We start from the raw sequence: 21,809 nt of genomic DNA, 5'->3' as shown, positions 1-21,809 counted from the left end.
TCACCGCATCGGCGGGGCCGTGACCGCCGGTGCCGGGAGACCGTGCGCTGGGAGACCGTCCAGGAACAGGGCTCCCGCGAGCAGTGCGGCGCTTCCGCGTGGTGCGATGCCCAGCTCACGGAGGTCAGCGTCCAGCACGGCCAGGGCGGCGGCTCCCTCGGGCGTTGCGGCGCCACCCGCCTCGAGCACGGTATGCGCCCCCTCCTTGACCCGTCGGAGGCCCGGCGGGCCCGCCCGGTAGAGCGGGCCGGTGTCCTGGAGGGTGCTCATCACGGTGAGCAGCGCGTCCAGGCGCGCCTGGCTCTCGGTGGCCCCGCAGCGCGCGCCCGGGACAGGGCGTCCAGGGCGCGGCGCACATGGGGAAACGCGGCCCGTGCCTCACCGCGCACCCCCGGCGCCCCATAGGTGGCGGAGACCTGCGAGCCCGGTGAGGGCCGGCGCGGTGCGCCGCGGTCGGGGTGGTCAGCGATCCGCTTGGCGGTGGCGGTCACCTCACCTGGCCCGGCACCGGGCCGCAGCGCGGCGGCCGCCACCAGCAGGCCCACCACCCACAGCGCGCCATGGTGAAGGGGGCCGGTGGCCGCGCCGCCACCGGCCCGCGCCATCGTCCACTCGGCGCAGCGGCCGATCGCACCCAGCTCCTCGCGCAGCGCCCGGGACGGCTCCCCGGGACGGCGGGCGGCGGCGGCCATGGCCGCGAACCCGGGCGCCAGCGCCTTGGCCGACCAGCGCAGTGCGAGCAGATCCGCGCCGGTGGCGCGGGCCTGCAGATCGCGGGTGTCGGCGAGGCCCGGTTTGGGCGTCAGCTCCGCCTGGGCGATCAGGGCGAGCACGGCGACCCGTGCCAGTCCCTCGTCCGTAAAGCGCGTCATGGGCATGCCCGGAGGCTAGCGGGCGAACCTTTCGAAGAGATGGGACGTTCCTGTGGCCCCGCTGTGCGGCGCGGTCAGCCCGTGGTGGACACGTACCGTGCGGTGCCGCCCCGCGGGGTGCGCCGCACGGTACGCGAGCCGGTGAGACCGATCATGACGGTGGCGAACAGTGCGGTGGCGGCGAACACGGTGAAGCCCCAGTCCTGCGCCTCGTGGGCGACGAGCCGGCCACCGAGCCAGGGCCCGAAGACCGCGCCGAAGCGGCCCATACCGGAGGTCCAGCCGACAGCGGTGGCGCGGTTCTCGGCGGTGGAGCGTCCCGCGACGGTCGCGTAGACCATGGTCTGGGCGCTGAAGAGCCACAGACCGGTGAGGAAGACCACGAGGTAGGTGAGCGCCAGCGGCATATGGACGCCCAGCAGATAGATGCCGATGGCGGTGCAGCCGAACCAGACGGCCGCGACACGGGCGGCGCCGAAGCGGTCGGCGATACGTCCGGCCACCAGCATGCCGACGATGCCACCGAGGTTGATGACGATGAGGAAGGCCAGGGCGGAGCCGAGTTCATACCCCTGCCCTCGCATCATGGTCGGTAGCCAGGTGCTGACGCCGTAGACGAGAAGCAACCCGCCGAAGGAGGCGCACGGGTGAGCAGCTCGACATGCCCGAGGTGGGCGATGTCCCCGAGCGGCGGGGTCATCGGCGACTCCTTGCGATGGGCGGTTGGGTTGGGGAACGGGGGCGTGACGGGGGAGGGCATGGTGGTGCCGAGGAGGAGAGATGAAGGCGGCCGCGACCGGCCGCCGGATCAGGCGGGTCGGGGAAAGACCGTGCCGTCGAAGATCTTCCGCGCGGTGCGCACGACCGCCGTACCCCGTGCCACGGGACTGGCTCCGTTGTCCACGGCCGTGTCGATGTCCAGGAAGCCGGTGGGGTGTTCGATACGCAGCCGCTCCCCCGTCGCCGGAAGCCGGGCCACGTCCTCGCCGACGTTTCCCTCGACGCACAGCCCGGCGGCGACACTGGCGGCCCCCAGGACGCCGATCGCCGTGTGGCAGCGGACCGGGATGAAGGTGCGGGTCATCACGGTGCCACCGTGCGCGGGCGGGGCCAGCAGGCTGAGCTTGGGCACGGTCGTGGCGCTGACATCGCCCAGGCCCATCAACCGGCCGGCCGCCAACCGGATCTCCTGGAGCCGGGCACCGAGCACCGTGTCCGCCTCCAGCTCGCCGGGGTCCTCGTAGCCGGTGACGTTCAGGGCGGACGCGGCGATCAGTACGGTCGGCATGCCGTTGTCCACGCAGGTCACCGGGGTGCCGTCGATGGCGTCGCGGGCGTGGCCGGTGGGCAGCAGAGGTCCGCTGCCCTGCTGGAAGCCGATCACCAGCGGGGCGGCGGATCCCGGTACGCCCGAGATCTCGCCCGAACCGGTGTAGTCGACGCGCCGGTCCGGGGTGGGAACGGTCACGGTTGCGTGGTCGCCGCTGTTGACCATCCTGATCCGCACCGGTGTCCGCCCGTCCCGGGCTTTGACCAGGCCACGTTCCACGGCGAAGGGGCCGACCCCGGCCAGGAGGTTGCCGCAGTTCTGCCGGTCGGAGACCTCGGCCCGGTCCACACCGATCTGCAGAAACAGATAGTCGACGTCGGTGTCCGGATCCCGGGAGGCGGAGACGACGGCCACCTTGCTGGTGAGGGGATGGGCTCCGCCGAGGCCGTCGATCTGCCGTGGATCGGGGCTGCCCATGATCCGCAGCAGCAGATCGTCACGGGCGCCGGGGTCGGACGGCAGGTCCTCCGCGAGGAAATAGGCGCCCTTGGAGGTGCCGCCGCGCATCAGCATGCAGCGCACCTCCTCCGGCCCGCTCATGAGGCGGCCCCGCCGTGGGCGTGTCCGGCGTGCTCGGCGTACGGCCGGTACCGCACCCCGAGCCGGTCGAGGGTCTCCCGCAACCCGTAGCGGTCCAGGCCCAGTTGACCCTCGGCGAAGGCGGCCCGGGTGGCCTCCTCCTTCGCGGTGCGGGCCTTCGACGCCTCGACGGCCGTGGCGGCCGACTCACGTGGTACGCACATCACCCCGTCGTCGTCGGCGAGGATCACATCGCCGGGACGTATGCACTGCCCGCCCACCACCACGGGCACGTTGACGGATCCGGCCGTGGCCTTGACGGTGCCCTGTGCGCACACGGCGGCCGACCAGACGGGGAAGCCCATCGCGCGCAGTTCGGCGGTGTCGCGCACCCCGGCGTCGATGACCAGGCCGCGGACGCCGCGGTGGTGGAGCGCGGTGGCGAAGAGCTCGCCGAACATGCCGTCCGTGGACGGCGAGGTGGTGGCGACGACGAGGATGTCGCCCTCGGCGCACTGCTCGACCGCGGCGTGGATCATCAGGTTGTCGCCGGGCCGGCACAGCGCCGTGACCGCGGTGCCCGCGATGCGCACGTCCTGCTGGACGGGGCGCAGCCCGGGGCCGAGGCATCCGGTGCGGCCCATGGCCTCGTGCACCGTGGCCACGCCGTACCCCCGCAGGGCGTCCACGTGCTCGGCCCCGGCGCGTGGCGGATCGGTGACGATCACACCGGCCGGCCGTGCGGCAGCGGGCGCGTCGCCCGCGTTACCGTGCGTCATTGCTGATATCTCCTTGCTGGACAGGTCGGTGACCCACCCCGCGGCGCGAGCCCCGCGTCGTGAATGCTCACGGCGTCATGTGCTCACGGCGTCGACGCCGGCGCTTCGCTCAAGGCGTCGATCACACTGGTGAGGTGGGCACGGACGGCCGCTTCGGCCGCCTGTGGGTCCCTGGCCCTGATCGCTTCGATCACGGCCAGGTGTTCACCCAGGGACCGCTGGGCACGCCCCGGCCGCAGCGCGAGCTGGAACCGATGGCGCACCAGCTGTGCGTTGAGCCGCTCCAGCAGCTCCACCGCCACCTGCTGACCGGAGATCTCCCGGATGCGGGCGTGCAGTCGGTGGTTGAGGTCGGAGTAGGTCAGCGGTTCGCCGCCGGCGACCGCCTTGGACATCGCCGTGCCCAGGTCGGCCAGCTCGGTCAGCTGCTCCTCACTGGCCTCGACGGCCGCCTTGGCGGCGCACAGCCCTTCCAGGACCATGCGGCATTCGGTGATGGCCACGGCCTCCTCCACGCTCACCACCCGCACCCGTGAACCACGGTTGCGGATCCGCTCGACCAGCCCCTCGGACGCCAGATCGATCAGCGCCGCGCGGATGCTCGCCCGTGTCACATCGAATTGCTCGGCGAGCTCGTTCTCCACCAGCCGCTGGGCCGGTGCCATCTCCCCGCGCAAAATCGCCTGCCGCAGCTGCTCCATCGCATGCTGCTTGGCCTGCTCTCCGGTGCCTGGACGAGCTTCCTTCGGCATCCTGTGCCCTCCCTGAGTGAGTGCCTGTCGAAGGTAAATCTAGGCCAACAAGATTGTCAACGATTCTGTTGCCTATATTGGCGACATAAACCCGCCCGCAGTCCCCCGATTCCGGTCTCGTGACAGGGGAAGCCGGGGTTGCTTGAATGGTGCGGCGGTTCCCCATCGGACCCCGTCGACCGTTGGAGCGTGCCCGTGCCTCTCTCGCGTCGTGCCCTCGTCTCCACGCTCCCGGCCGCCGCCCTGTCGGCCATGGCCTTGCCGCTGCGCGCACGAGCGGCGGGACGTCCGGCCGCACCCGGCGGAACAGCGGCCGGTGAAGCGTCCGGGGCCGCTCACACCCGGCTGATCGACAACACCGTGGCCGTCTTCGCCGGAACGCGGGAGACAGGCGCCCGTCCCGAGGTGCGCGCCAAACTCGCCGCCATCGCCGCGACCGCCCGCTCCCGGCTCACCGCGATGGACCGCGCCGGGCAGGGCGAGCTCTTCCAGGGCCTGGCCCTGGGCACGAGCGATCCCAACCTGATCACCTCGTTCCAGTACCTCTACGAGATCGCCCTCGCCACCCGCACACCGGAAGGCGGCACACCGTCCGGGCTGCCCGGTGACACCGGTGTCCAGCGGCGCGTCATCGACGGCCTGATATGGCTCCATGAGCACTATTACGGCGACCAGTCGAAGGGCTACTACGGCAACTGGTTCACCTGGGAGATCGGCATCTCCACCCACGTCAGCAAGATCCTGGCGCTGCTCGCGGACGAACTCGCCGCGTACCGGCCCGAGCTGGCCGCCACCTACGTCGCCTCGATGGACGCGTATCTGCGCAATGGCAAGGCCGGTGACGTCGACCTCGACTCACGCTTCCACACCGGCGCCAACCTCGCCGACATCACCACCAACCGCATCCTCCAAGGGGCCGTGCTCGGCGACGACGCCCGGATCACCAAGGCCATCGCCGACCAGCTGACGATCCTGGCCACGATCGACCCGTACGAGCTGCGGCACGGTGTCACCGACGGCTTCTACGCCGACGGCTCCTTCATCCAGCACGCGTCCGTGGCCTACACGGGCTCCTACGGCAAGGGACTGCTCACCCGCGTCGTGCAGACCATCAAGATGCTCGACGGCACCGGCTACACCACCGATGACCGGCTGGTCCGCGTCGCCCAGGGGTGGGTGGTGGACGGCTTCGCACCGCTGATCTTCGAGGGCTGGCTGATGGAGATCGTCAAGGGGCGCGGGGTGTCCCGCCCGGCGACGGGGTACGCCGACGCGGCCGAGGTGGTGGAGGCCGTGGTGGGTCTGTCCGCCCATGCCACCGGCGCCGACGCCACGGCACTGAAGGGCTATGTCTCGTATCTGCGGCAGACCTCGAAGGCCACGCTCGACCCTGCGGCGTTCGTGTCCCCGGTGAGCATCGCCCACTACACCGACATCCTCGCCGACTCCTCGATCCCGGCACGGGACCTCGGCCCCGACGAACGCCATGTCGCGTTCAACGCGATGGACAGAACCGTCCACCGGCGCCCCGGCTATGCCTTCGCCCTGGCCCGCAGCTCCTCCAGGATCAGCCGGTACGAGTACATGAGCGGCGAGAACCTGATGCCCTGGTTCCAGGGGGACGGCGCCCACCATCTGTATCTCTCCGGCCAGGACCAGACCCAGGCGTTCGGCATCGACTACCTCACCACCGTCCCGCCCCACCGCCTCGCCGGTGTCACCGCCCCCGTGGAGACCCGCCGCACCGTCCCCGAGCTCTACGGCACGCTCTGGTACGACAACCCGGAACGTGGCTTCACCTCCTCGTCGGAGGCGCAGAACACCTATGTCTACTTCCCTCGCGGCACCCACCCGTTCTCCGGTGGCGCCGCCCTGGGCGCGTACGGAGTGGTGGGGCTCGTCCAGTCGGACGACGTGGCGTACGCCGCGAAGCAGGCGGGCGACCTCCCCGACGACTTCGTGGTGTACCGCAACGCCGATGGCACCAAGTCGTGGTTCCTGTTCGACGACGAGATCGTGGTGCTGGCCGCGGGGGTCGGCGACGCCGCCGGCCGCGCGGTGACGACCACCCTGGACACCCGGATCGCCGCGCCCTCGGACACCCTCGCCCTCACCGGGCGGCTCCGCGGCGGTGCGCCCTGGTCCGGCACCGGCACGGCCCCGCTCGCCTGGCTGCGGTACGCCAATGCCACCCGGGCCACCTCGGTCGGTTATGTCTTCCTCGACGGGCCACCGCCCGCGGTCACGCTCGACACCGTCACCCGCAGCCGCCGCGCCGTCCGCCTCGCCAACCCCGACCTCCCGGTGACCAAACAGCTCTTCGCCGTCACGGTGGAGCGGCCGACCGGGGCGCCGCACACCTCGATGGCGTACGCCCTCGTCCCGAACGCCACCGAACGCCAACTGGGCGCCTACGCCCATCGGCCACTCGCCGTCCTGGCCAACACCACCCGGCTGCAGGCCGTGGCCCACCGGGGGCTGCGGATCACCGCGCTCAACGCCTTCACCCCCGGCACCCATCGCGCCGGACGGCTGTCGGTGCGCGGACCGGGCTCGGTGCTCCTGCGGGAGGCCCGGGACGGCGCCTTGGCGATCGCGGTGTCCGATCCGACCACCGAGCGCGACACGGTCTCGGTCGTCATCCGGGGCCGCGGGATGCGGGCCGTCGCGGCGGACGACGGGGTCCGGGTGGGCCCGGTGCCCGGCGGCACCCGGATCGTCGTCACCACCTGCCACGCCTACGGCCGGAGCTTCACGGCGACGCTGCGCTGACCTGCGAGGTGCGCAGGTGCCGGGCGCCCGCGCGGACCGCCCACACGAACACGGCGAGGGCGAGGACACCCACCACCACGGTGTCGTACGGCGCCGGGAGACGGGCGGAACCGCCGAAGGTACCGAGCCACGACAGCACGGTCAGCGCGGCCAGATGGAAGACCAGCCAGGCGCCGCGCCGCAGCTCCTCCCCCAGGGACGCGCCGCCGTCCTCACGACGCTGCAACAGGAACAACACCGCGCCGACCAGCACGAAGGGCAGCGCGAGCCGCAGATCGTGCCAGCCCGACCAGTAGACGAACTCGCTGGCCACCACGAAGCTCACCGGTGCGATCCAGCGCACCCCCGGCACCCGGCCCTCGGCCCGCGTCACTCCCCGCTCGCGGTCGTGTGCCCGGAAGGCCGCGACGGCGACCGCCGAGGCCGCGTAGATCAGCAGATACATATCGCCCATCACGCTCACGATGTCCTGCCAGCCGCCGAACGGCAGCATGAAGACGACGATGACCGCCAGGTTGAGCAACAGCGCCCGGCGCGCCACTCCGGACCGGGGGTGGATGCGCATGAAGAAGCGGGGCAGCAGCCCGTTCTTGGCCAGGGCATAGGTGTGGCGGGCGTCGATGGCCACGCCCACATAGGCCGATCCGCCCGGTGAGATCACCGCGTCGGCGTAGAGCAGCGTGGCCAGCCAGTGGAGGTTGAGCACCAGGGCGAGCTGCCCGAAGGGCGACTCGAAGTTGACGCCCTTCCAGCCGTGGCCCAGCAGCGACTCGGGCACCGTGAACAGGAAGGCCAGCTGGAGCCCGAGGTAGACCAGCACGGCGAGGCCGATGCCGGTGAGCACCGCGGCCGGTACGGTACGGCGCGGGTTGCGGGCCTCGCCGGAGAAGTCGAGCGGCGCCTGGAAGCCGTTGACGGAGTACACGATGCCGCCACCGGCCAGCGCGGTGAGGCAGGCCGCGTACCCGTACGGCGCGAAACCGCCGTGATCCGTGAGGCGTCCGGAATGGGTGCCGGACAGGAACAGCGCGACGATGGTGAGGACGGGGACGACGACCTTGAACACCGAGATGAGGTTGTTGAGCCGGGCGAATATCCGCACGGCGAACCAGTTGCACACCGTCAGCACGACACTGAGCGCGACGGCCACGCCGAGTCCCGAGACGGTGAGTGTGCCGCCACTGTAGAGCCCCGGCAGATAGTGCGCGGCGTACTGCATGATCGCGCTGATCTCGGCCGCCGTACCGCCCACCGAGAGCAGCACGGACCAGCCGATCATCGTGCCGACCAGCCGTCCGCTGGCGTACAGCGGCCAGCGCACGGTGCCACCGCCCTCCGGGCGGGTGGCGCCGAGCTCCACCATCACCAGGGCGATCAGGGCGCACAGCACACCCGCCGCGATCCAGGACAGCAGGGCGGCGGGGCCGGCGGTCTGAGCGGCGTACAGGGCCGCGAACAGCCACCCGGACCCCAGGATGTTGGAGAACCCGATCGCGGTCAGGCCCCAGAATCCGAGGTCCTTATGGAGTCGTCGCTCCTCGGCGAGCACCGCCGGGGCGGCGGTGGACTCCGGTGGGTGGTTCTGCGGCACGTGGCTCGTCTCCTCGGTGGTGCACGAACATACAAAGGCCCAGCGTGCCATGCGTGCCGACGGGCACTCCCGACGCGCCCCGGACCTCGGTGCGAGCCCATGGCCCTGCGCGGCCGAGAGCTCATGGCCATGCCCGGCGATCGACGGAAAAACACACCTCACCAGCGAGAAATCGCCACATATAGGCCGGGGGCGTGTTCTCATGCTTCAGGTGTCCCCTCCCTCCCGCCGTGATGTCCTGCGGTCCGCGAGCGGTGCCGTGGCGGCCACGACGTGCGGCGTCGGCTGCAGCCACCACTCCCTGTCCTCATCGTCCAGACCCGCCGGTGCCACCGAGACGCCCTCCTCCGGTGCGGCCACGCCCGCCGGAGCTGCGCCGCGCGGACCGACGCGCTTCCCGGGACTGCCACCACAGATCGCCCACGGGCCGCGCGGCGGAAACACGGTGGCCCTCACCTTCCACGGCCAGGGCGACCCGGAGCTCGCCCGCTCGCTGCTGTCCGAGGCCGAGCGGGCCGGGGCCCGGGTCACCGTGCTCGCCGTCGGCACCTGGCTCGACGAGCATCCGGAGCTGGCCCGGCGGGTCCTGGACGGCGGCCATGAACTGGGCAACCACACCATGCGGCACCGCGCCGTCTGCGCACTGCCCGCCGACGAGGCGTACGCGGAGATCACCGAATGCGCCGACCGGCTGCGCCGCCTCACCGGGGCCATCGGAAGCTGGTTCCGGCCGTCGCAGGCCCGTACCGCCACGGATCTCGTGACCGGTCTGGCGGCCCGCGCCGGGTACCCGCACGTCCTCTCCTACGACGTGGATTCCCAGGACTTCCAGGATCCGGGGCCGGAGGCGGTGCGGGACACGATCCTCGGCCAGATCCACGCCGGTTCCGTGGTCAGTCTGCACTTCGGTCACCCCGGGACCCTGACCGCGCTGCCCGCGGTCCTCGACGGTCTCCGCGGCCGCGGTCTGCGCGCGGTCACCGCGACGGAGCTGATGCACTCCGATGGCGTACCAGCGACAGCGGGCCCCGGGAGGCGTACCGACACTGGGTGAGACGCCGGGCGGCCGCCCGTGGTGTGCCCGTACGGGAGCGGAGGAGTCCCCATGCACCACCGCAAGGATCTCGGACTGCTCGCACTGCGCCTCGGTGTGGGCGGGGTCCTGGCCGCGCACGGCACGCAGAAGCTCTTCGGCTGGTGCGGCGGCGATGGCCTGGACGGTACCGGCCAGGCCATGGAGGCGATGGGTTTCCGTCCGGGGCGGCTCAATGCCTTGGCGGCCGGGCTGGGCGAGGCGGGCGGTGGGCTGCTGCTCGCGCTCGGCCTCGCCACTCCCGTGGCCGGGGCGGCGGCCGCGGGGACGATGGCGGGCGCGGTGTCGGTGAACGCGCCGGCCGGCTTCTTCGCTCAGTCCGGTGGCTATGAGTTCCCCGCCCTGCTGGGATGTTCGGCGGCCGCACTCGGGATCGCAGGGCCCGGCCGCTACTCGCTCGATCACCTCACCCGCCATGCGCTGGACCAGCCGTGGCTGATCGCGACGGCGTTCACCATGAGCGCGCTCACGGCGGCCGCGGTGATCAGACGCCGGATCGCGGTGACCTCGGAGCGGGAGCTCGCCGAGGAGCGGGGGTTCATCGACGAACAGGAGCTCGCCGAGTAGGGCGCGCCCCGCAGCCTCACCCCCTCGTTCGTCACCCCTCCGGCAGGTGACGTACGGCGTGCGTGGGTCGCACCGATGCGCCATGGTGGATGCCAGGGCCCGGGAGCGGTCGCACTGGTGGAGGGTGCGGATGTTCAACAGGCGCAGCTTCGGCAAGATCGTGGGCGCGAGTGCGGTCGGGGCGCCGTTCGCCCTCCGGACCACCGGCTCGACGGAGGCCGTCAGCGGCGCCGACGCGCCGCACACGTCCTTCGCCCCCCTGCGGCAGATCAAGGCCGGGGAGCTGAACGTCGGCTACGCCGAGGCCGGTCCGGCCCATGGCCCCGCGGTCGTCCTGCTGCACGGCTGGCCCTATGACATCCACAGCTATGTCGATGTGGCGCCCTTGCTGGCCGCCGAGGGCTATCGGGTGGTGGTCCCGTATCTGCGCGGCTATGGGACGACGCGCTTTCGGTCACCCCGGACGTTCCGCGACGGACAGCAGTCGGTGTTCGCCCTCGACCTCCTCGCCCTGATGGACGCCCTCGGGATCGAGCGGGCGATCCTCGCCGGATACGACTGGGGCTCGCGGACGGCCGACATCGTCGCGGCGCTATGGCCCAAGCGCTGCAAGGCCCTGGTCTCGGTGACCGGCTATCTGATCACCAACCGGGAGAAGAACAAGCAGCCGCAGCCACCGAAGGTCGAATGGGCCTGGTGGTATCAGTACTACTTCGCCACGCGGCGGGGCGTGCTCGGGCTGGAGAACCCGGAATACCGGCGCCAACTGGCGCGGCTCGTCTGGCGGTTCAACTCGCCGACATGGCGCTTCGACGACGCCACCTTCGCGCGCACCGCCGCCGCCTTCCGGAATCCGGACTATGTCCGCATCGTGATCCACAACTATCGCTGGCGGCTGGGGCTCGCGGCGGGTGATCCCCGGTACGACGATTTGGAGCGGCGCCTCGCCAAGGGTCCCGTCATCGACGTGCCCACGGTCACTCTGGACGGCGGGCGCGACCCCTTCACCCCCGCCGGGGGCGGTGCCTCCTATCGGGACAAGTTCTCGGGTCCGTATGCCCACCGGACGCTGAAGGGCATCGGCCACAATGTGCCCCAGGAGGCTCCCGAAGCCTTCGCCGATGCCGTGGTCGAGGCCGACGGTCTGCGACGGCGCTGAACACCGCCGCCGGGCCTGGTGCCGCCACGTCCGAAGGGGGCAGGGGATGGCGGAGTTCGAGGTGGCCACCGGCGCCTCGGGGATCCCCGGGGGCGACGACCGGGGCCGCCGGGCCGCGGTACAGACCGCGTTCGAGGGGCTGCTGCAGATCCGCCGGCTGATGAACGCCGACGCCGCCGACCCCGAAGGTGTGCCCGCCGAGTGGGAGCGGCGGCAGCCGGTGCGGGCCGTGGCCCTCGCTCTGGAGGCCGCCGGTGTTCCGCCGTCGGCCACCGACGCGGAGGGCCGGCGCACGGCGACCGGATACTGCCTCGGCGCGGCGGAGGGGGCCGGGATGGTGCGGGTCGAGTGGCTGGGGCCGCCGGGAAGTGGCGCCGGGTACGCGGCGGAGGACGCGCTGCGCAACTGTGCGGCCGTGCTGCGGCGGCTGGGCTGGGAGGCGCTGGAGTACCGGGGGCCGCGCCGTCACCGTTACCTCGAGGTCGAGCCGACGCCGGCCGGGCCTTCCCGGCGCTGACCCGACCTGGGCCGAACCGGCCCGGGAGGCGCGGGCCGTGATGCCACGTCGCCTCCCGGGGCGGTGCCGCTCACGCGTTGGGGTCGAAGGGGATCTCGGCGGGCTTGGCCTTCGCGAGGTGCGAGGCGAAGGTGCTGTCCTTGAGGCCCAGGGTGGCGCTGCCGAAGTCGGCCTGGCTCAGCTTGTCGCGCAGCCCGGCGGGGTAGCCGTTCCAGCCGACCAGCGCGGGGTACTGCCAGCTCTGGTGGTGGTTCTCCGGCGGCTCGTCGCCTGAGTTCGCCGGGCGGAAGCAGTGGGTGCTCACACCGTCCTTGTGGTACACGACCTTGGGGTGGGTCCCGTCCCAGCGGATCTGGTCCCGGTTGTAGATGTTGAAGTTGCCGTGGGCCGAGGTGGCGACGTACTTGGCCTCGTTGTCCTGCACCCACACCACGACGTGCTCCCAGTCGTGGCGGTGTCCGCCGAGACCGCTGCCGGCCACGGCCTGGTCCTTCTCGAAATACAGGCCGTAGATGATCGCGCACCAGCCGTTGTTGCACTTGGAGCGGGAGTATCCGTTGGTGTTGTCGAGATCCCAGGAGTCGCGGCACTGGCCGTTGAGGGCACCGCTCGGGTTGAGCCCGCCCGCGATCGTCCCGTCGGGCCCGATGGCGGGGGTGGGGTAGCAACCGTCGGTGTCGTAGTCGAACGCCGGCTGGAACGTCTGCTCCGTGCCGTCCGCGTTGGCGGGCAGAGCCGTGGGCGGGTCCGCGAGCGCACTGCCCGGAAAGGCCACGACGAGCGCGATGGCGCTGCCGAGGATGGCGGATCCCCTACGGATCCGCGAACTCTTCTTCACTGCGTCCTCCTGAACGACCGCGGCGTGGCACCACGAGGGGGGGTGGTTGGCATGCTCAGGTCAGCATGATCGCATTCCTTGAGCCGCGGCGGGAGATGTCGCCGTGATGAAGAGTCAGCCAACAGCTATAGCAGGTGACGTGGGGTGGCGCCCAGGAGGGGGCGGGGGCCGGGCGCGGGACGTGGCGGGTCCGCGGCCGGTTTCCGGTGAAATACTCGGCGCGGACCGCGGGCAGCGTTTCCGCAGGGCGGCGCGCCCGCCACCGTCTCGCAGGCCCGGGAGAGATTCGCATGGACCGCATCCAGGCACGCCCCACCAGCTGTTGTACGCCCTCGCGCGGCGGCGGTGCGGTCGTCCCCGCCCCTACGGCCACGGCGCGCACCGGCGGCCACGAGGCGGACATGGCACTGCTGCCGGGCGGGACGTTCCTGATGGGCACCGAGGACGCGGACGGTTTCCCCGCCGATGGCGAGGGGCCGGTCCGTGAGGTGGCCGTGGCCGCGTTCCGGATCGATGTGCACGCGGTGACCAATGAGCGATTCGCCCGCTTCGTACGCGAGACCGGACATGTCACCGAGGCCGAACGGTTCGGCTGGTCGTATGTGTTCGCCGGGTTCCTGCCCGCGGCCCTGCGCCGGGGCGCGCCGCGCCCCGAGGGGACGCCGTGGTGGTGCGGGGTCGAGGGGGCCTCGTGGCGGGCGCCGGAAGGGCCGGGCAGTGAGGTCGGTGAGCGGGGCCGCCACCCGGTGGTCCACGTCTCCTGGAACGACGCGGTGGCGTACTGCCGCTGGGCCGGGGCCCGGCTGCCCACCGAGGCCGAGTGGGAGTACGCCGCCCGTGGCGGGCTGGTGAGGCGCCGGTATCCCTGGGGGACGAGCTGACGCCCGGCGGTGTGCACCGCTGCAACATCTGGCAGGGGCGCTTCCCCGTCAAGAACACGGCCGAGGACGGCTATCGGGGGACGGCCCCGGTGGACGCCTTCGAGCCCAATGGGTTCGGTCTGTACAACGTGGCGGGGAATGTGTGGGAGTGGTGCGCCGACTGGTGGTCCACCGACCACGCCGACCGGCCGCGCACCGATCCCGGCGGCCCGGCCACCGGTATCGCCAAGGTGATGCGCGGCGGCTCCTATCTGTGCCACCAGTCGTACTGCAACCGCTACCGCGTGGCCGCCCGCACCTCCAACACCCCCGACAGCTCCACCGGCAACCTCGGCTTCCGTACCGTCCGCGACACCTGAGCCCTCTTTTATTCCGGGGTGTTGACGAAATAGCCTGGCGTGCCCATGCTGTTCGGCATGCACCCCCATCAGGACGGCCCGCTGGCCCGGCTGCGGCGGGGCCACGAAGACTTGGTACTGGAGCTGTTGCGCAAACACGGCCCGCTCAGCCGGGCCGAACTCGGACAGCACAGCGGCCTCTCCCGGACCACCCTCAGCGATATCGTCACCGAGCTGATCGAGAGCGGCGCCGTGGTCGCCACGGCGCCGGAGACGGCCCCGCGCCGGCGGGGGCGGCCGGTGGAGGCGCTGACGCTCAACCCCAGTGCGGGCCAGGCCATCGGTATCGACTTCGCCCGCCGGGCGGTGCATGTCTCCGCGGTCAACGTCGCACACGAGGTGATCGGGTCGGCCAGTGAACCGCACGACCCGGGACTGCCCTGGGAGGAGCGGATCACCCTGGCCGAGCGGCTGGTCGGCACGCTCGCCGACGGCGCCCTGCGGCTGGGCGCGCTGAACGCCATCGGGGTGGGTGTGGTCGGCCCGGTCGGAGATCCCGACTCCGGGCCGCCGGACCCGTACCCCTCCGCCGATCTGCCCGCCCTGCTGCGCAAGCGTTTCGAGGCCCCGGTGCTGGTGGACAACAACACCCGGCTCGCCGCGCTCGCCGAGGCGACCTGGGGCGCGGCGGCGGGCGGTCAGGACGTGCTGTATCTGCGGCTGTCGCACGGTGTGGGCGGCGGGCTGGTCGTGGGCGGCTCCCTGCACCGGGGGGCGTACGGCCTGTCCGGCGAGTTCGGCCATATCGCGGTCGAGTCGGGCGACGGGCGATGTTCGTGCGGCGCCACCGGCTGCCTGGAGACGGTGGCCTCGGTGGGCGCCGTGCTCGCCGCCTACCGCCGCGCGGGCGGACACGCGGACGGCCTGGCATCGCTCCTCGGGGCGCTGGAGGCCGGCGATCCGGTCGCGCTGCGCACGCTGGAGGCGGCCGCCGCCCCCATCGGCACCGTGCTGGCGGCGGTGTGCAACGCGGTCGGCCCCGGGGTGATCGTGCTCGGGGGCGAACTCGCCGCGGCCGGCCCACCGCTCTTCGAGCCGGTCGAACGGGCGCTGCGCGCACACATCATGCCGATCTCACGGGACCGTGTGGACCTGAGGCCGGCGACGCTCGGCGAGGCCGGTGGCGCCCTGGGCGCCATCGCCCTTGTCCTGCATGAATCCCCCCTGCTCAGCCATTACCCGGCCCGTCCGGGCTGAACGGCCCGTCCGGGCTGAAGAGGAGGACCCATGAACCCCGCGAGGCGTCCATGACGGTGGTCACCGCGCCCGAGAAGACCCCCACGACACCGGAAGCGCCACGCGGCGCACGACGCACCGTCCCCTCCCTCGTATTCAATCTGATCGCCCTTGTCCTGGGCGTCACCATCTGGGCCCTGACCGCCGCCGCGGGGCTCGCGGACATCCCCGGACCGCTCTCCGTGAGCTCCCGGGCACGTGAACTGCTCGCCGACGGAACCCTCACCCAGGACGCGCTGGCCAGTCTGCAGCGCGTGCTCCTCGGGTTCGCGCTCGGCACCCTGGTCGCCGTGCCCGTCGGCTTTCTGATGGGCTGGTACCCGGTCGCCCGGGGCCTGTTGGAGCCGTACGTCCAGTTCTTCCGTACGATCCCGCCGCTGGCGCTGATCCCCCTGGTGATCGTCCTGATGGGCATCGGCGAGACCCCGAAGATCTTCGTCATCTTCCTGGCCGCGTTCATGTCCTGTGTGGTGGCCGCCTTCCAGGGGGTGACCGGCGTGGACCGGACGCTGATCGACGCGGCGCGGGTACTCGGCGCCTCGGACCGGACCGTCTTTCTCAAGGTGGTCATCCCGGCGTCCACGCCGTTCATCCTGGTCGGCATGCGCATCGGGCTCGGCGCGGCCTGGGCGACCGTGGTGGCGGCCGAGATGATCGGCGCCCAGAAGGGGCTGGGCTTCGAGATGGTCCACGCCCAGACCTACTACGACGTTCCCACGATCTTCGTGGGCCTGATCAGCATCGGCGTCATCGGCCTGGTCATGGACCGGTTGCTGCTGGTGGCCGAACGCCGTCTCACCGCATGGCAGGAGCGCCGATGAGCCCCAAGATCTCGTTCCGGGACGTGGTCAAGACCTACCCGATGAAGAACACCACCTTCACCGCGCTCGGCCAGGTCTCACTGGACATCGGGGACCGGGAGTTCGTCGCGGTGGTCGGACCGTCCGGGTGCGGCAAGTCCACCTTGCTGAGCATGGTGGCCGGACTGGTGGAACCCACCTCCGGCACGGTCACGGTGGACGGCACTCCCGTCGCCGGACCGGGGCCGGACCGCGGGGTGATCTTCCAGCAGTACGCGCTGTTCCCGTGGCTGACGGTGCGCGGCAATGTCGAGTTCGGGCTGAAGCTGGCCCACGTCCCCGCAGCGGAGCGCAGGCGGCGCGCCGAGCACGCCATCGAGCTGGTCGGGCTCGCCGACTTCGCGGACGCCCTGCCCAAGACCCTTTCCGGAGGGATGAAACAGCGTTGCGCCATCGCCCGGGCCTACGCCGTGGATCCCGAAGTCCTGCTGATGGACGAGCCGTTCGGGGCACTGGACGCGCTGACCCGGGTGCAGTTGCAGGACCAGCTGCTGGACACCTGGACCAAGGAGCGGCGCACCGTCCTGTTCATCACGCATGACGTCGACGAGGCGGTGTATCTGGCCGGGCGGGTGGTCGTGATGGCCGCCCGGCCGGGCCGCGTCCACCAGGTCATCGACGTGGACCTGCCCTATCCGCGGACCGAGGAGATACGGCTGTCCGCGGAGTTCGCCAGGATCCGCAACGACGTCTGGACCCAGGTCTACCACCAGTCACCGGCCGACTCCGCCGCCTGACCTCTCTCCTCCCTCCACACCCCTCCCCTCCCCACCCCACTTCCGAAGGGACTCACCCGAGATGAGGATGAGCCGACGCGACTTCATACGAACACTCTCCGCGACCGGTGCGGCACTGTCGGTGGCCGCGTGTTCGTCCTCCGGCAACGGCGGCGGCTCCGCGGTCAGGTTCGGCTATATCGCCGACTACAACGGCGCGAGCCTGCTGGCCATCGCCGAGGACCGCGGCCTGTGGAAGAAACATGGCCTGACCGCCGAGCCCAAGGTGTTCGTCAACGGCCCGGTCCAGATCCAGGCCCTGCGCACCGGCAATCTGGACTACGGCTATATCGGACCGGGCGCCCTGTGGCTGCCCGCCTCCGGCAAGGCCACCATCGTGGCCGTCAATACGCTCACCTACGCCGACCGGGTCATCGCCCGGCCCGGTATCGCCTCGATCCGGGATCTGAGGGGAAAGAAGGTCGGCGTTCCCGAGGGCACATCCGGTGAGATGGCGCTCAATCTGGCGCTCCAGCAGGCCGGGATGACCATGAAGGACATCTCGAAGGTGGTGATGGACGCGCCCACCGTCGTCTCCGCGTTCGCCTCCGGGCAGATCGACGGCGCCGGGATCTGGTACCCCCTCATCGACACCATCAAGGAGAAGGTACCGGGGATGAAGGAAGTGGCGAGCACGGAGGACATCCCCGGCTCCACCTTCCCCACCGCCTTCGTCTCCGGCGCCAAGGCGAAGCCGGAGCGCGACCGGAAGGTCGTCCAGGTGCTGCAGGAGGCCAACGACTGGCGGGCCGCGCACCTCAAGGAGTCCATCGCGCTGGCGGCGAAGCTGCTCAAGGCCGATGAGGCGAAGGTCGCGGCGGATGCGGAACATGTGAAGTTGATGACGACCGCCGAGCTCGTCGCCAGAACGAAGGACGGCACCGTCGACAAGTGGCTGGACGGCATGAGCCGGTTCTTCGTCCGGACCGGGCAGTTGCAGAAGTCGCCCGCGCCGTCCTCGTTCTACGCCGGTGACCTCTACACGAAGGCGGCCGCCCGATGAACCTGCTGTTCCTGATGACCGATCAGCATCGCGTCGACACCCTCGGCTGTTACGGCAATCCGCATGTGGCCACGCCGAACCTGGACCGGCTGGCGGCGACCGGCACCCGATTCGACCGCTTCTACACCCCCACCGCCATCTGCACCCCGGCCCGCGCCAGTCTGCTCACCGGCCAGGCGCCGTTCCGCCACCGGCTGCTGGCCAACTACGAGCGCAACGTCGGCTATCTGGAGGATCTGCGCGAAGACGCGTTCACCTTCCCCACCGCCCTGGCCGAGCGTGACTACCAGCTCGGCCTGGTCGGCAAGTGGCATGTGGGCACCCACCGCAACGCCGCCTCGTACGGCTTCGACGGGCCCGATCTGCCCGGGTGGCACAACCCCGTGGACCATCCGGACTACGCGGCGTATCTGAAGGAGCGGGGCCTGCCGCCGTACCGGATATCCGATCCGATCCGCGGCACCACGCCCAACGGCAATCCGGGCAATCTGCTGGCGGCACGGCTGCACCAGCCGGTGGAGGCCACCTTCGAGCACTATCTGGCCACCCGCGCCATCGAACAGCTGGAGCGCTACGCCGCGGACGGGCGGCCGTTCTTCCTGGCCACCCACTTCTTCGGACCGCATCTGCCGTATCTGCTGCCCGACGCGTACTTCGACGCCTACGACCCCGGCCTGGTGGAGCTGCCCGCCTCGATCGCCGAGACCTTCGAGGGAAAGCCACCGGTGCAGCGCAACTACAGCGCCCACTGGACGTTCGACACGATCCCGATCGAGGTGACCCGCAAGCTGATCGCGGTCTACTGGGGCTATGTCACGCTGATCGACGAGCAGATCGGGCGCATCCTCACCCGCCTCGACGAGCTCGGGCTGGCCGATGACACCTCGGTGTTCTTCACCGCCGACCACGGCGAGTTCACCGGCGCCCACCGGCTGCATGACAAGGGCCCGGCGATGTACGAGGACATCTACCGCATCCCCGGCATCATCCGTGTCCCCGGGGCGGCCCCGCAGGTCCGCGAGGAGTTCGTCAGCCTCACCGACTGCACGGCCACCATCTTGGACCTCGCGGGCTGCGACACCGCACCGGCCGTGGACAGCCGAAGCCTGGTGCCACTGGTGCGGGGCGAACATCCGCGGTGGCCGACCGAGTTGCTCGCCGAGTTCCACGGCCACCACTTCCCGTATCCGCAGCGGATGATCCGCGACGAGCACCACAAGCTCATCGTCAATCCCGAGTCGGTCAACGAGCTCTACGACCTGGACGCCGACCCCCATGAGCTGACCAACCGCTACGAGCACCCCGAGCTGCTGCCCGTGCGCCGCCGCCTGATGCGCCGCCTGTACGACCTGCTGCGCGAGCGCGGCGACAACTTCTACCACTGGATGACCCCGATGTTCGACATCGGAGACCTTGACTACGACCCGACCCTGAGCTCCTTCGAGCCGGAAGGGACCGCGTAGATGAGACGAAGTCCTGGCACCCTCGTGGTCACGCTGCTGTGCGCGCTGCTGGCCGGGCTGCTGCCCGCGGCCCAGGCGACGGCCGCCGCGCGCCCGACGACGGAGGACACCACCACGGCCCGCGAGGCGCCGACGTACCACAACCCGCTGACGGCCGGGGTGGTCGACACCTTCCCCGACCCGGTGATGATCCGGGGCAAGGACGGCCTGTGGTACGCGTACGGCACCCAGAACCCGGTGTTCCAGAGCAAGGGCGAGGACGGTGAGCGGATGCTGCCCATCCTCCGCTCGGCCGACATGGCGCACTGGGAGTACGCCGGAGAGGTCTTCACCCCTGAGACCAAACCCGCCTGGCACAAGGGCGCCCGGTTGTGGGCCCCCGACATCCGCTATGTGAACGGCCACTACAACCTGTACTACTCGGTGTCCTCGGGGAACACCGTCGGAGTGGCGACGGCGCCCACCCCCACCGGGCCCTGGACCGACCAGGGAGCCGTGCTGCCCTCGCCGAGCGGCTGCGCCACCGGCAACATCGACCAGGCCCAGTTCACGGACGAGGGCGGGCAGCCCTATCTGTACTGGGGGAGCTACGACACGATCTGCGCGGCGAAGATGAACGCCGCCCGCACCCGCATCGAGGGCGCGGTGACCGAAGTGGCGCAGGGCCGCCGAATGGAGGGCGGGTTCGTCGTCCGGCGCGGGGGCCACTACTACCTCTTCTACTCCGACGCCGGATGCTGCGACGGCGCCTACAGCGGCTATCAGGTCAAGGTCGGCCGGGCGACCAGCCCGACCGGGCCCTTCGTGGACGACGAGGGCGTTCCGCTGATGGCCGCCACCAGCAAGGGCGGCGTGGCGCTGACCGCGAACGGCAACGGCTGGATCGGCCCCGGACACAACGCCCTGCAGACCGATCTGTCCGGCCAGGACTGGCTCGTCTACCACGCCATCTCCTCCGACGACCCGGACCTCAAACCGGCCGCGGGCGGCACGCTGAAGCTGTCCAAGCGGCCGATGCTGATGGACCGCCTGGACTGGATCGACGGCTGGCCGGTCGTACGGGCCGGGGCCGGCGCCTCCCAGGGCGCGCGGCGGGCCCCGGTGGCCTCCTGGGCCGCGGGCGGCACCTTCAACGACGGCTCGCTGAAGGGGTGGCACGGTGGTGGCGGCTCCGGCACCGACGGCTGGAGTGTCGGACACGAGCAGGACGCGCGGGGCTTCGTCACACCGCGCGGGAATCCCACCGGCCCCGCCTCTCTGGTCTCGGACCGGTCCGCCCCGGCCGCCCGGCGCGCCGAGGCCGATCTGCGGGTCAGCTCGGCCACCGGCGCGGCCGGGCTGCTGGTCCGCCACACCGGCCCGGACGACGTCGTGGTGGCGTGGCTGGACAGGGCGCGCAACGCACTGGTGACGGACGTACGGGTCGACGGCCGGAGCCGTGGCTCTCGGACGACCCCGCTCCCGGCGGACTTCGCCTGGGACACCTGGCACAACGTGGCGGCCGAGGTCCGCGGCACCCGGATGACCGTGGAGGTGAGCGCGGACCGGCTGCGGGACGCGGTGGCCACCCAGGAGCGGACGCTGCCCGCGTCGGCCGTCCGCCCCGGCAAGGTCGGCGTCGCCGCTCGCGGCGCCGGGGTGGCCGCCGACAACGTGGGGGCCGCGGCGCTCCACACACCGGTCACCACCCGCATCCCCGAGCGGGTACCGGGCCCGCTGCTGCCCGCCTACAGCGACGAGTTCGACACCGCCACCGTCCCCGGCACCACGGCGGATTCGCCATGGTCATGGGTGCGCGGGCCGGCGTCCGGGGTCACGATGGCCGATGGCGCCCTGTCCTGGCCGACCCAGGGTGCCGAGCTCTATCTCGGCACCAATACGGCGTCGGTGCTGACCCGCGACGCTCCCCCGGGCGACTACACCGTGGAGACCAGGCTCCGCTTCGCTCCGGGGCGGACCAATCAGCAGGCCGGGCTGGTGCTCTACGGCGATGACGACCGCTATCTGAAGCTGGTGCACGCGGTGCTCCCGGTGAGCCACACCGACGGAAAGGCCACGCACGTCACGGAGTTCGCGAAGGAGGGCGAGCGTCCCACCACCACACCGCCGACCCCGGTGGCCTACGGGCCGATGTTCGGTGGCCCGCCCGCGGACACGCTGTGGATGCGGCTGTCGTACCACGCCGACACCGCGCGGGACGAGACCGAGGTGCGGGCGGCCACCAGCACGGACGGTGTGCACTGGGTCCACACCGGCGTCTGGGCCCTGCCGACGTCGAGCAAGCTCAAAATCGGGCTGGTCGCGCAGAACACCGCGGGCGCGGTCGCGCGCTTCGACTACGTGCGCACCTACCGCCACTGACGTTCCGAGCGAGCCCCCGTCCTATGCTGATCACCTTTGTTG

At 71.3% G+C, this 21,809-nt stretch carries 16 protein-coding genes and 3 pseudogenes; 12 read left to right on the top strand and 7 right to left on the bottom strand.

What is annotated here, in order from left to right; genetic code table 11:
• The 5 genes and pseudogenes from BLV72_RS43645 to BLV72_RS43625 form a co-directional block, all read right to left on the bottom strand.
• Positions 1-872: pseudogene (locus tag BLV72_RS43645) on the bottom strand (triphosphoribosyl-dephospho-CoA synthase).
• Between the two features lie 74 nt (positions 873-946).
• A pseudogene (locus tag BLV72_RS43640) lies at positions 947-1,513 on the bottom strand (MFS transporter); the annotation flags it as partial.
• 167 nt (positions 1,514-1,680) lie between these two features.
• Positions 1,681-2,742: a 4-oxalomesaconate tautomerase gene (locus BLV72_RS43635; protein ID WP_093469420.1), complete on the bottom strand. Its 1,062-nt coding sequence runs from the start codon at positions 2,740-2,742 to the stop codon at positions 1,681-1,683.
• A complete protein-coding gene (locus BLV72_RS43630) occupies positions 2,739-3,500 on the bottom strand; it encodes a 4-carboxy-4-hydroxy-2-oxoadipate aldolase/oxaloacetate decarboxylase (RefSeq protein WP_093469419.1) in 762 nt (253 codons plus the stop codon). The genes BLV72_RS43635 and BLV72_RS43630 overlap by 4 nt, the downstream gene beginning before the upstream one ends.
• An 83-nt stretch (positions 3,501-3,583) precedes the next feature.
• A complete protein-coding gene (locus BLV72_RS43625) occupies positions 3,584-4,252 on the bottom strand; it encodes a GntR family transcriptional regulator (protein ID WP_093469417.1) in 669 nt (222 codons plus the stop codon).
• 195 nt (positions 4,253-4,447) lie between these two features.
• On the opposite strand from BLV72_RS43625, the gene BLV72_RS43620 reads away from it, so the two are divergent.
• Complete coding sequence (locus tag BLV72_RS43620) at positions 4,448-7,024, top strand: polysaccharide lyase family 8 super-sandwich domain-containing protein (protein WP_093469416.1); 2,577 nt, start codon at positions 4,448-4,450, stop codon at positions 7,022-7,024.
• Here the strand turns inward: BLV72_RS43620 and BLV72_RS43615 are convergent.
• Positions 7,005-8,615, bottom strand: a complete 1,611-nt coding sequence (locus tag BLV72_RS43615; protein ID WP_093469414.1) for an APC family permease — start codon at positions 8,613-8,615, stop codon at positions 7,005-7,007. The genes BLV72_RS43620 and BLV72_RS43615 overlap by 20 nt on opposite strands.
• A 202-nt stretch (positions 8,616-8,817) precedes the next feature.
• Here BLV72_RS43615 and BLV72_RS43610 point away from each other — a divergent pair, with 202 nt between their 5' ends.
• The 4 genes from BLV72_RS43610 to BLV72_RS43595 all read left to right on the top strand — a co-directional run bounded on the left by BLV72_RS43610 (position 8,818) and on the right by BLV72_RS43595 (position 11,951).
• Positions 8,818-9,669, top strand: a complete 852-nt coding sequence (locus BLV72_RS43610) for a polysaccharide deacetylase family protein (RefSeq protein ID WP_244321301.1) — start codon at positions 8,818-8,820, stop codon at positions 9,667-9,669.
• Positions 9,670-9,720: 51 nt separating this feature from the next.
• Positions 9,721-10,275: a DoxX family protein gene (locus BLV72_RS43605; RefSeq protein ID WP_093469413.1), complete on the top strand. Its 555-nt coding sequence runs from the start codon at positions 9,721-9,723 to the stop codon at positions 10,273-10,275.
• A 130-nt stretch (positions 10,276-10,405) separates the two neighbouring features.
• The gene (locus BLV72_RS43600; protein ID WP_093469411.1) at positions 10,406-11,434 is read left to right on the top strand and encodes an alpha/beta fold hydrolase; all 1,029 of its coding nucleotides are present in this window, start codon (positions 10,406-10,408) and stop codon (positions 11,432-11,434) included.
• A gap of 46 nt (positions 11,435-11,480) precedes the next feature.
• Positions 11,481-11,951 (top strand): hypothetical protein, encoded by a 471-nt coding sequence (locus BLV72_RS43595; RefSeq protein WP_093469410.1) that lies wholly within the window; start codon positions 11,481-11,483, stop codon positions 11,949-11,951.
• A 70-nt stretch (positions 11,952-12,021) separates the two neighbouring features.
• On the opposite strand, the gene BLV72_RS43590 is transcribed toward BLV72_RS43595, so the two are convergent.
• Positions 12,022-12,789: an NPP1 family protein gene (locus tag BLV72_RS43590; RefSeq protein WP_093469408.1), complete on the bottom strand. Its 768-nt coding sequence runs from the start codon at positions 12,787-12,789 to the stop codon at positions 12,022-12,024.
• Positions 12,790-13,079: 290 nt separating this feature from the next.
• On the opposite strand from BLV72_RS43590, the pseudogene BLV72_RS43585 reads away from it, so the two are divergent.
• The 7 genes and pseudogenes from BLV72_RS43585 (at position 13,080) to BLV72_RS43555 (ending at position 21,767) form a co-directional block, all read left to right on the top strand.
• Positions 13,080-14,029: pseudogene (locus BLV72_RS43585) on the top strand (formylglycine-generating enzyme family protein).
• 45 nt (positions 14,030-14,074) lie between these two features.
• On the top strand, positions 14,075-15,265 hold the full coding sequence (locus tag BLV72_RS43580; protein WP_093469407.1) for an ROK family transcriptional regulator: 1,191 nt from the start codon (positions 14,075-14,077) through the stop codon (positions 15,263-15,265).
• Between the two features lie 50 nt (positions 15,266-15,315).
• A complete protein-coding gene (locus BLV72_RS43575; RefSeq protein WP_093469405.1) occupies positions 15,316-16,125 on the top strand; it encodes an ABC transporter permease in 810 nt (269 codons plus the stop codon).
• The gene (locus tag BLV72_RS43570; protein ID WP_093469404.1) at positions 16,122-16,901 is read left to right on the top strand and encodes an ABC transporter ATP-binding protein; all 780 of its coding nucleotides are present in this window, start codon (positions 16,122-16,124) and stop codon (positions 16,899-16,901) included. Before BLV72_RS43575 ends, BLV72_RS43570 begins: the two co-directional genes overlap by 4 nt.
• A gap of 61 nt (positions 16,902-16,962) precedes the next feature.
• Positions 16,963-17,943 (top strand): aliphatic sulfonate ABC transporter substrate-binding protein, encoded by a 981-nt coding sequence (locus BLV72_RS43565; protein WP_093469402.1) that lies wholly within the window; start codon positions 16,963-16,965, stop codon positions 17,941-17,943.
• Positions 17,940-19,406, top strand: coding sequence for a sulfatase family protein (locus tag BLV72_RS43560; RefSeq protein WP_093469401.1), 1,467 nt, complete (start codon positions 17,940-17,942; stop codon positions 19,404-19,406). The genes BLV72_RS43565 and BLV72_RS43560 overlap by 4 nt, the downstream gene beginning before the upstream one ends.
• Positions 19,407-21,767, top strand: coding sequence for a glycoside hydrolase family 43 protein (locus BLV72_RS43555; RefSeq protein WP_093469399.1), 2,361 nt, complete (start codon positions 19,407-19,409; stop codon positions 21,765-21,767).
• Positions 21,768-21,809 lie beyond the last annotated feature (42 nt).

The sequence above is a fragment of the Streptomyces melanosporofaciens genome, assembly GCF_900105695.1.
In the GTDB taxonomy this organism is placed as follows: domain Bacteria; phylum Actinomycetota; class Actinomycetes; order Streptomycetales; family Streptomycetaceae; genus Streptomyces; species Streptomyces antimycoticus.
This window is presented reverse-complemented; position numbering and strand designations above follow the sequence as displayed.

Coding starts and splice junctions, on each gene's coding strand:
- BLV72_RS43635 (WP_093469420.1), bottom strand. CDS start 2,742: ATGAGCGGGCCGGAGGAGGTGCGCTGCATGCTGATGCGCGGCGGCACC.
- BLV72_RS43630 (WP_093469419.1), bottom strand. CDS start 3,500: ATGACGCACGGTAACGCGGGCGACGCGCCCGCTGCCGCACGGCCGGCC.
- BLV72_RS43625 (WP_093469417.1), bottom strand. CDS start 4,252: ATGCCGAAGGAAGCTCGTCCAGGCACCGGAGAGCAGGCCAAGCAGCAT.
- BLV72_RS43610 (WP_244321301.1), top strand. CDS start 8,818: ATGCTTCAGGTGTCCCCTCCCTCCCGCCGTGATGTCCTGCGGTCCGCG.
- BLV72_RS43605 (WP_093469413.1), top strand. CDS start 9,721: ATGCACCACCGCAAGGATCTCGGACTGCTCGCACTGCGCCTCGGTGTG.
- BLV72_RS43600 (WP_093469411.1), top strand. CDS start 10,406: ATGTTCAACAGGCGCAGCTTCGGCAAGATCGTGGGCGCGAGTGCGGTC.
- BLV72_RS43595 (WP_093469410.1), top strand. CDS start 11,481: ATGGCGGAGTTCGAGGTGGCCACCGGCGCCTCGGGGATCCCCGGGGGC.
- BLV72_RS43580 (WP_093469407.1), top strand. CDS start 14,075: ATGCTGTTCGGCATGCACCCCCATCAGGACGGCCCGCTGGCCCGGCTG.
- BLV72_RS43575 (WP_093469405.1), top strand. CDS start 15,316: ATGACGGTGGTCACCGCGCCCGAGAAGACCCCCACGACACCGGAAGCG.
- BLV72_RS43570 (WP_093469404.1), top strand. CDS start 16,122: ATGAGCCCCAAGATCTCGTTCCGGGACGTGGTCAAGACCTACCCGATG.
- BLV72_RS43565 (WP_093469402.1), top strand. CDS start 16,963: ATGAGGATGAGCCGACGCGACTTCATACGAACACTCTCCGCGACCGGT.
- BLV72_RS43560 (WP_093469401.1), top strand. CDS start 17,940: ATGAACCTGCTGTTCCTGATGACCGATCAGCATCGCGTCGACACCCTC.
- BLV72_RS43555 (WP_093469399.1), top strand. CDS start 19,407: ATGAGACGAAGTCCTGGCACCCTCGTGGTCACGCTGCTGTGCGCGCTG.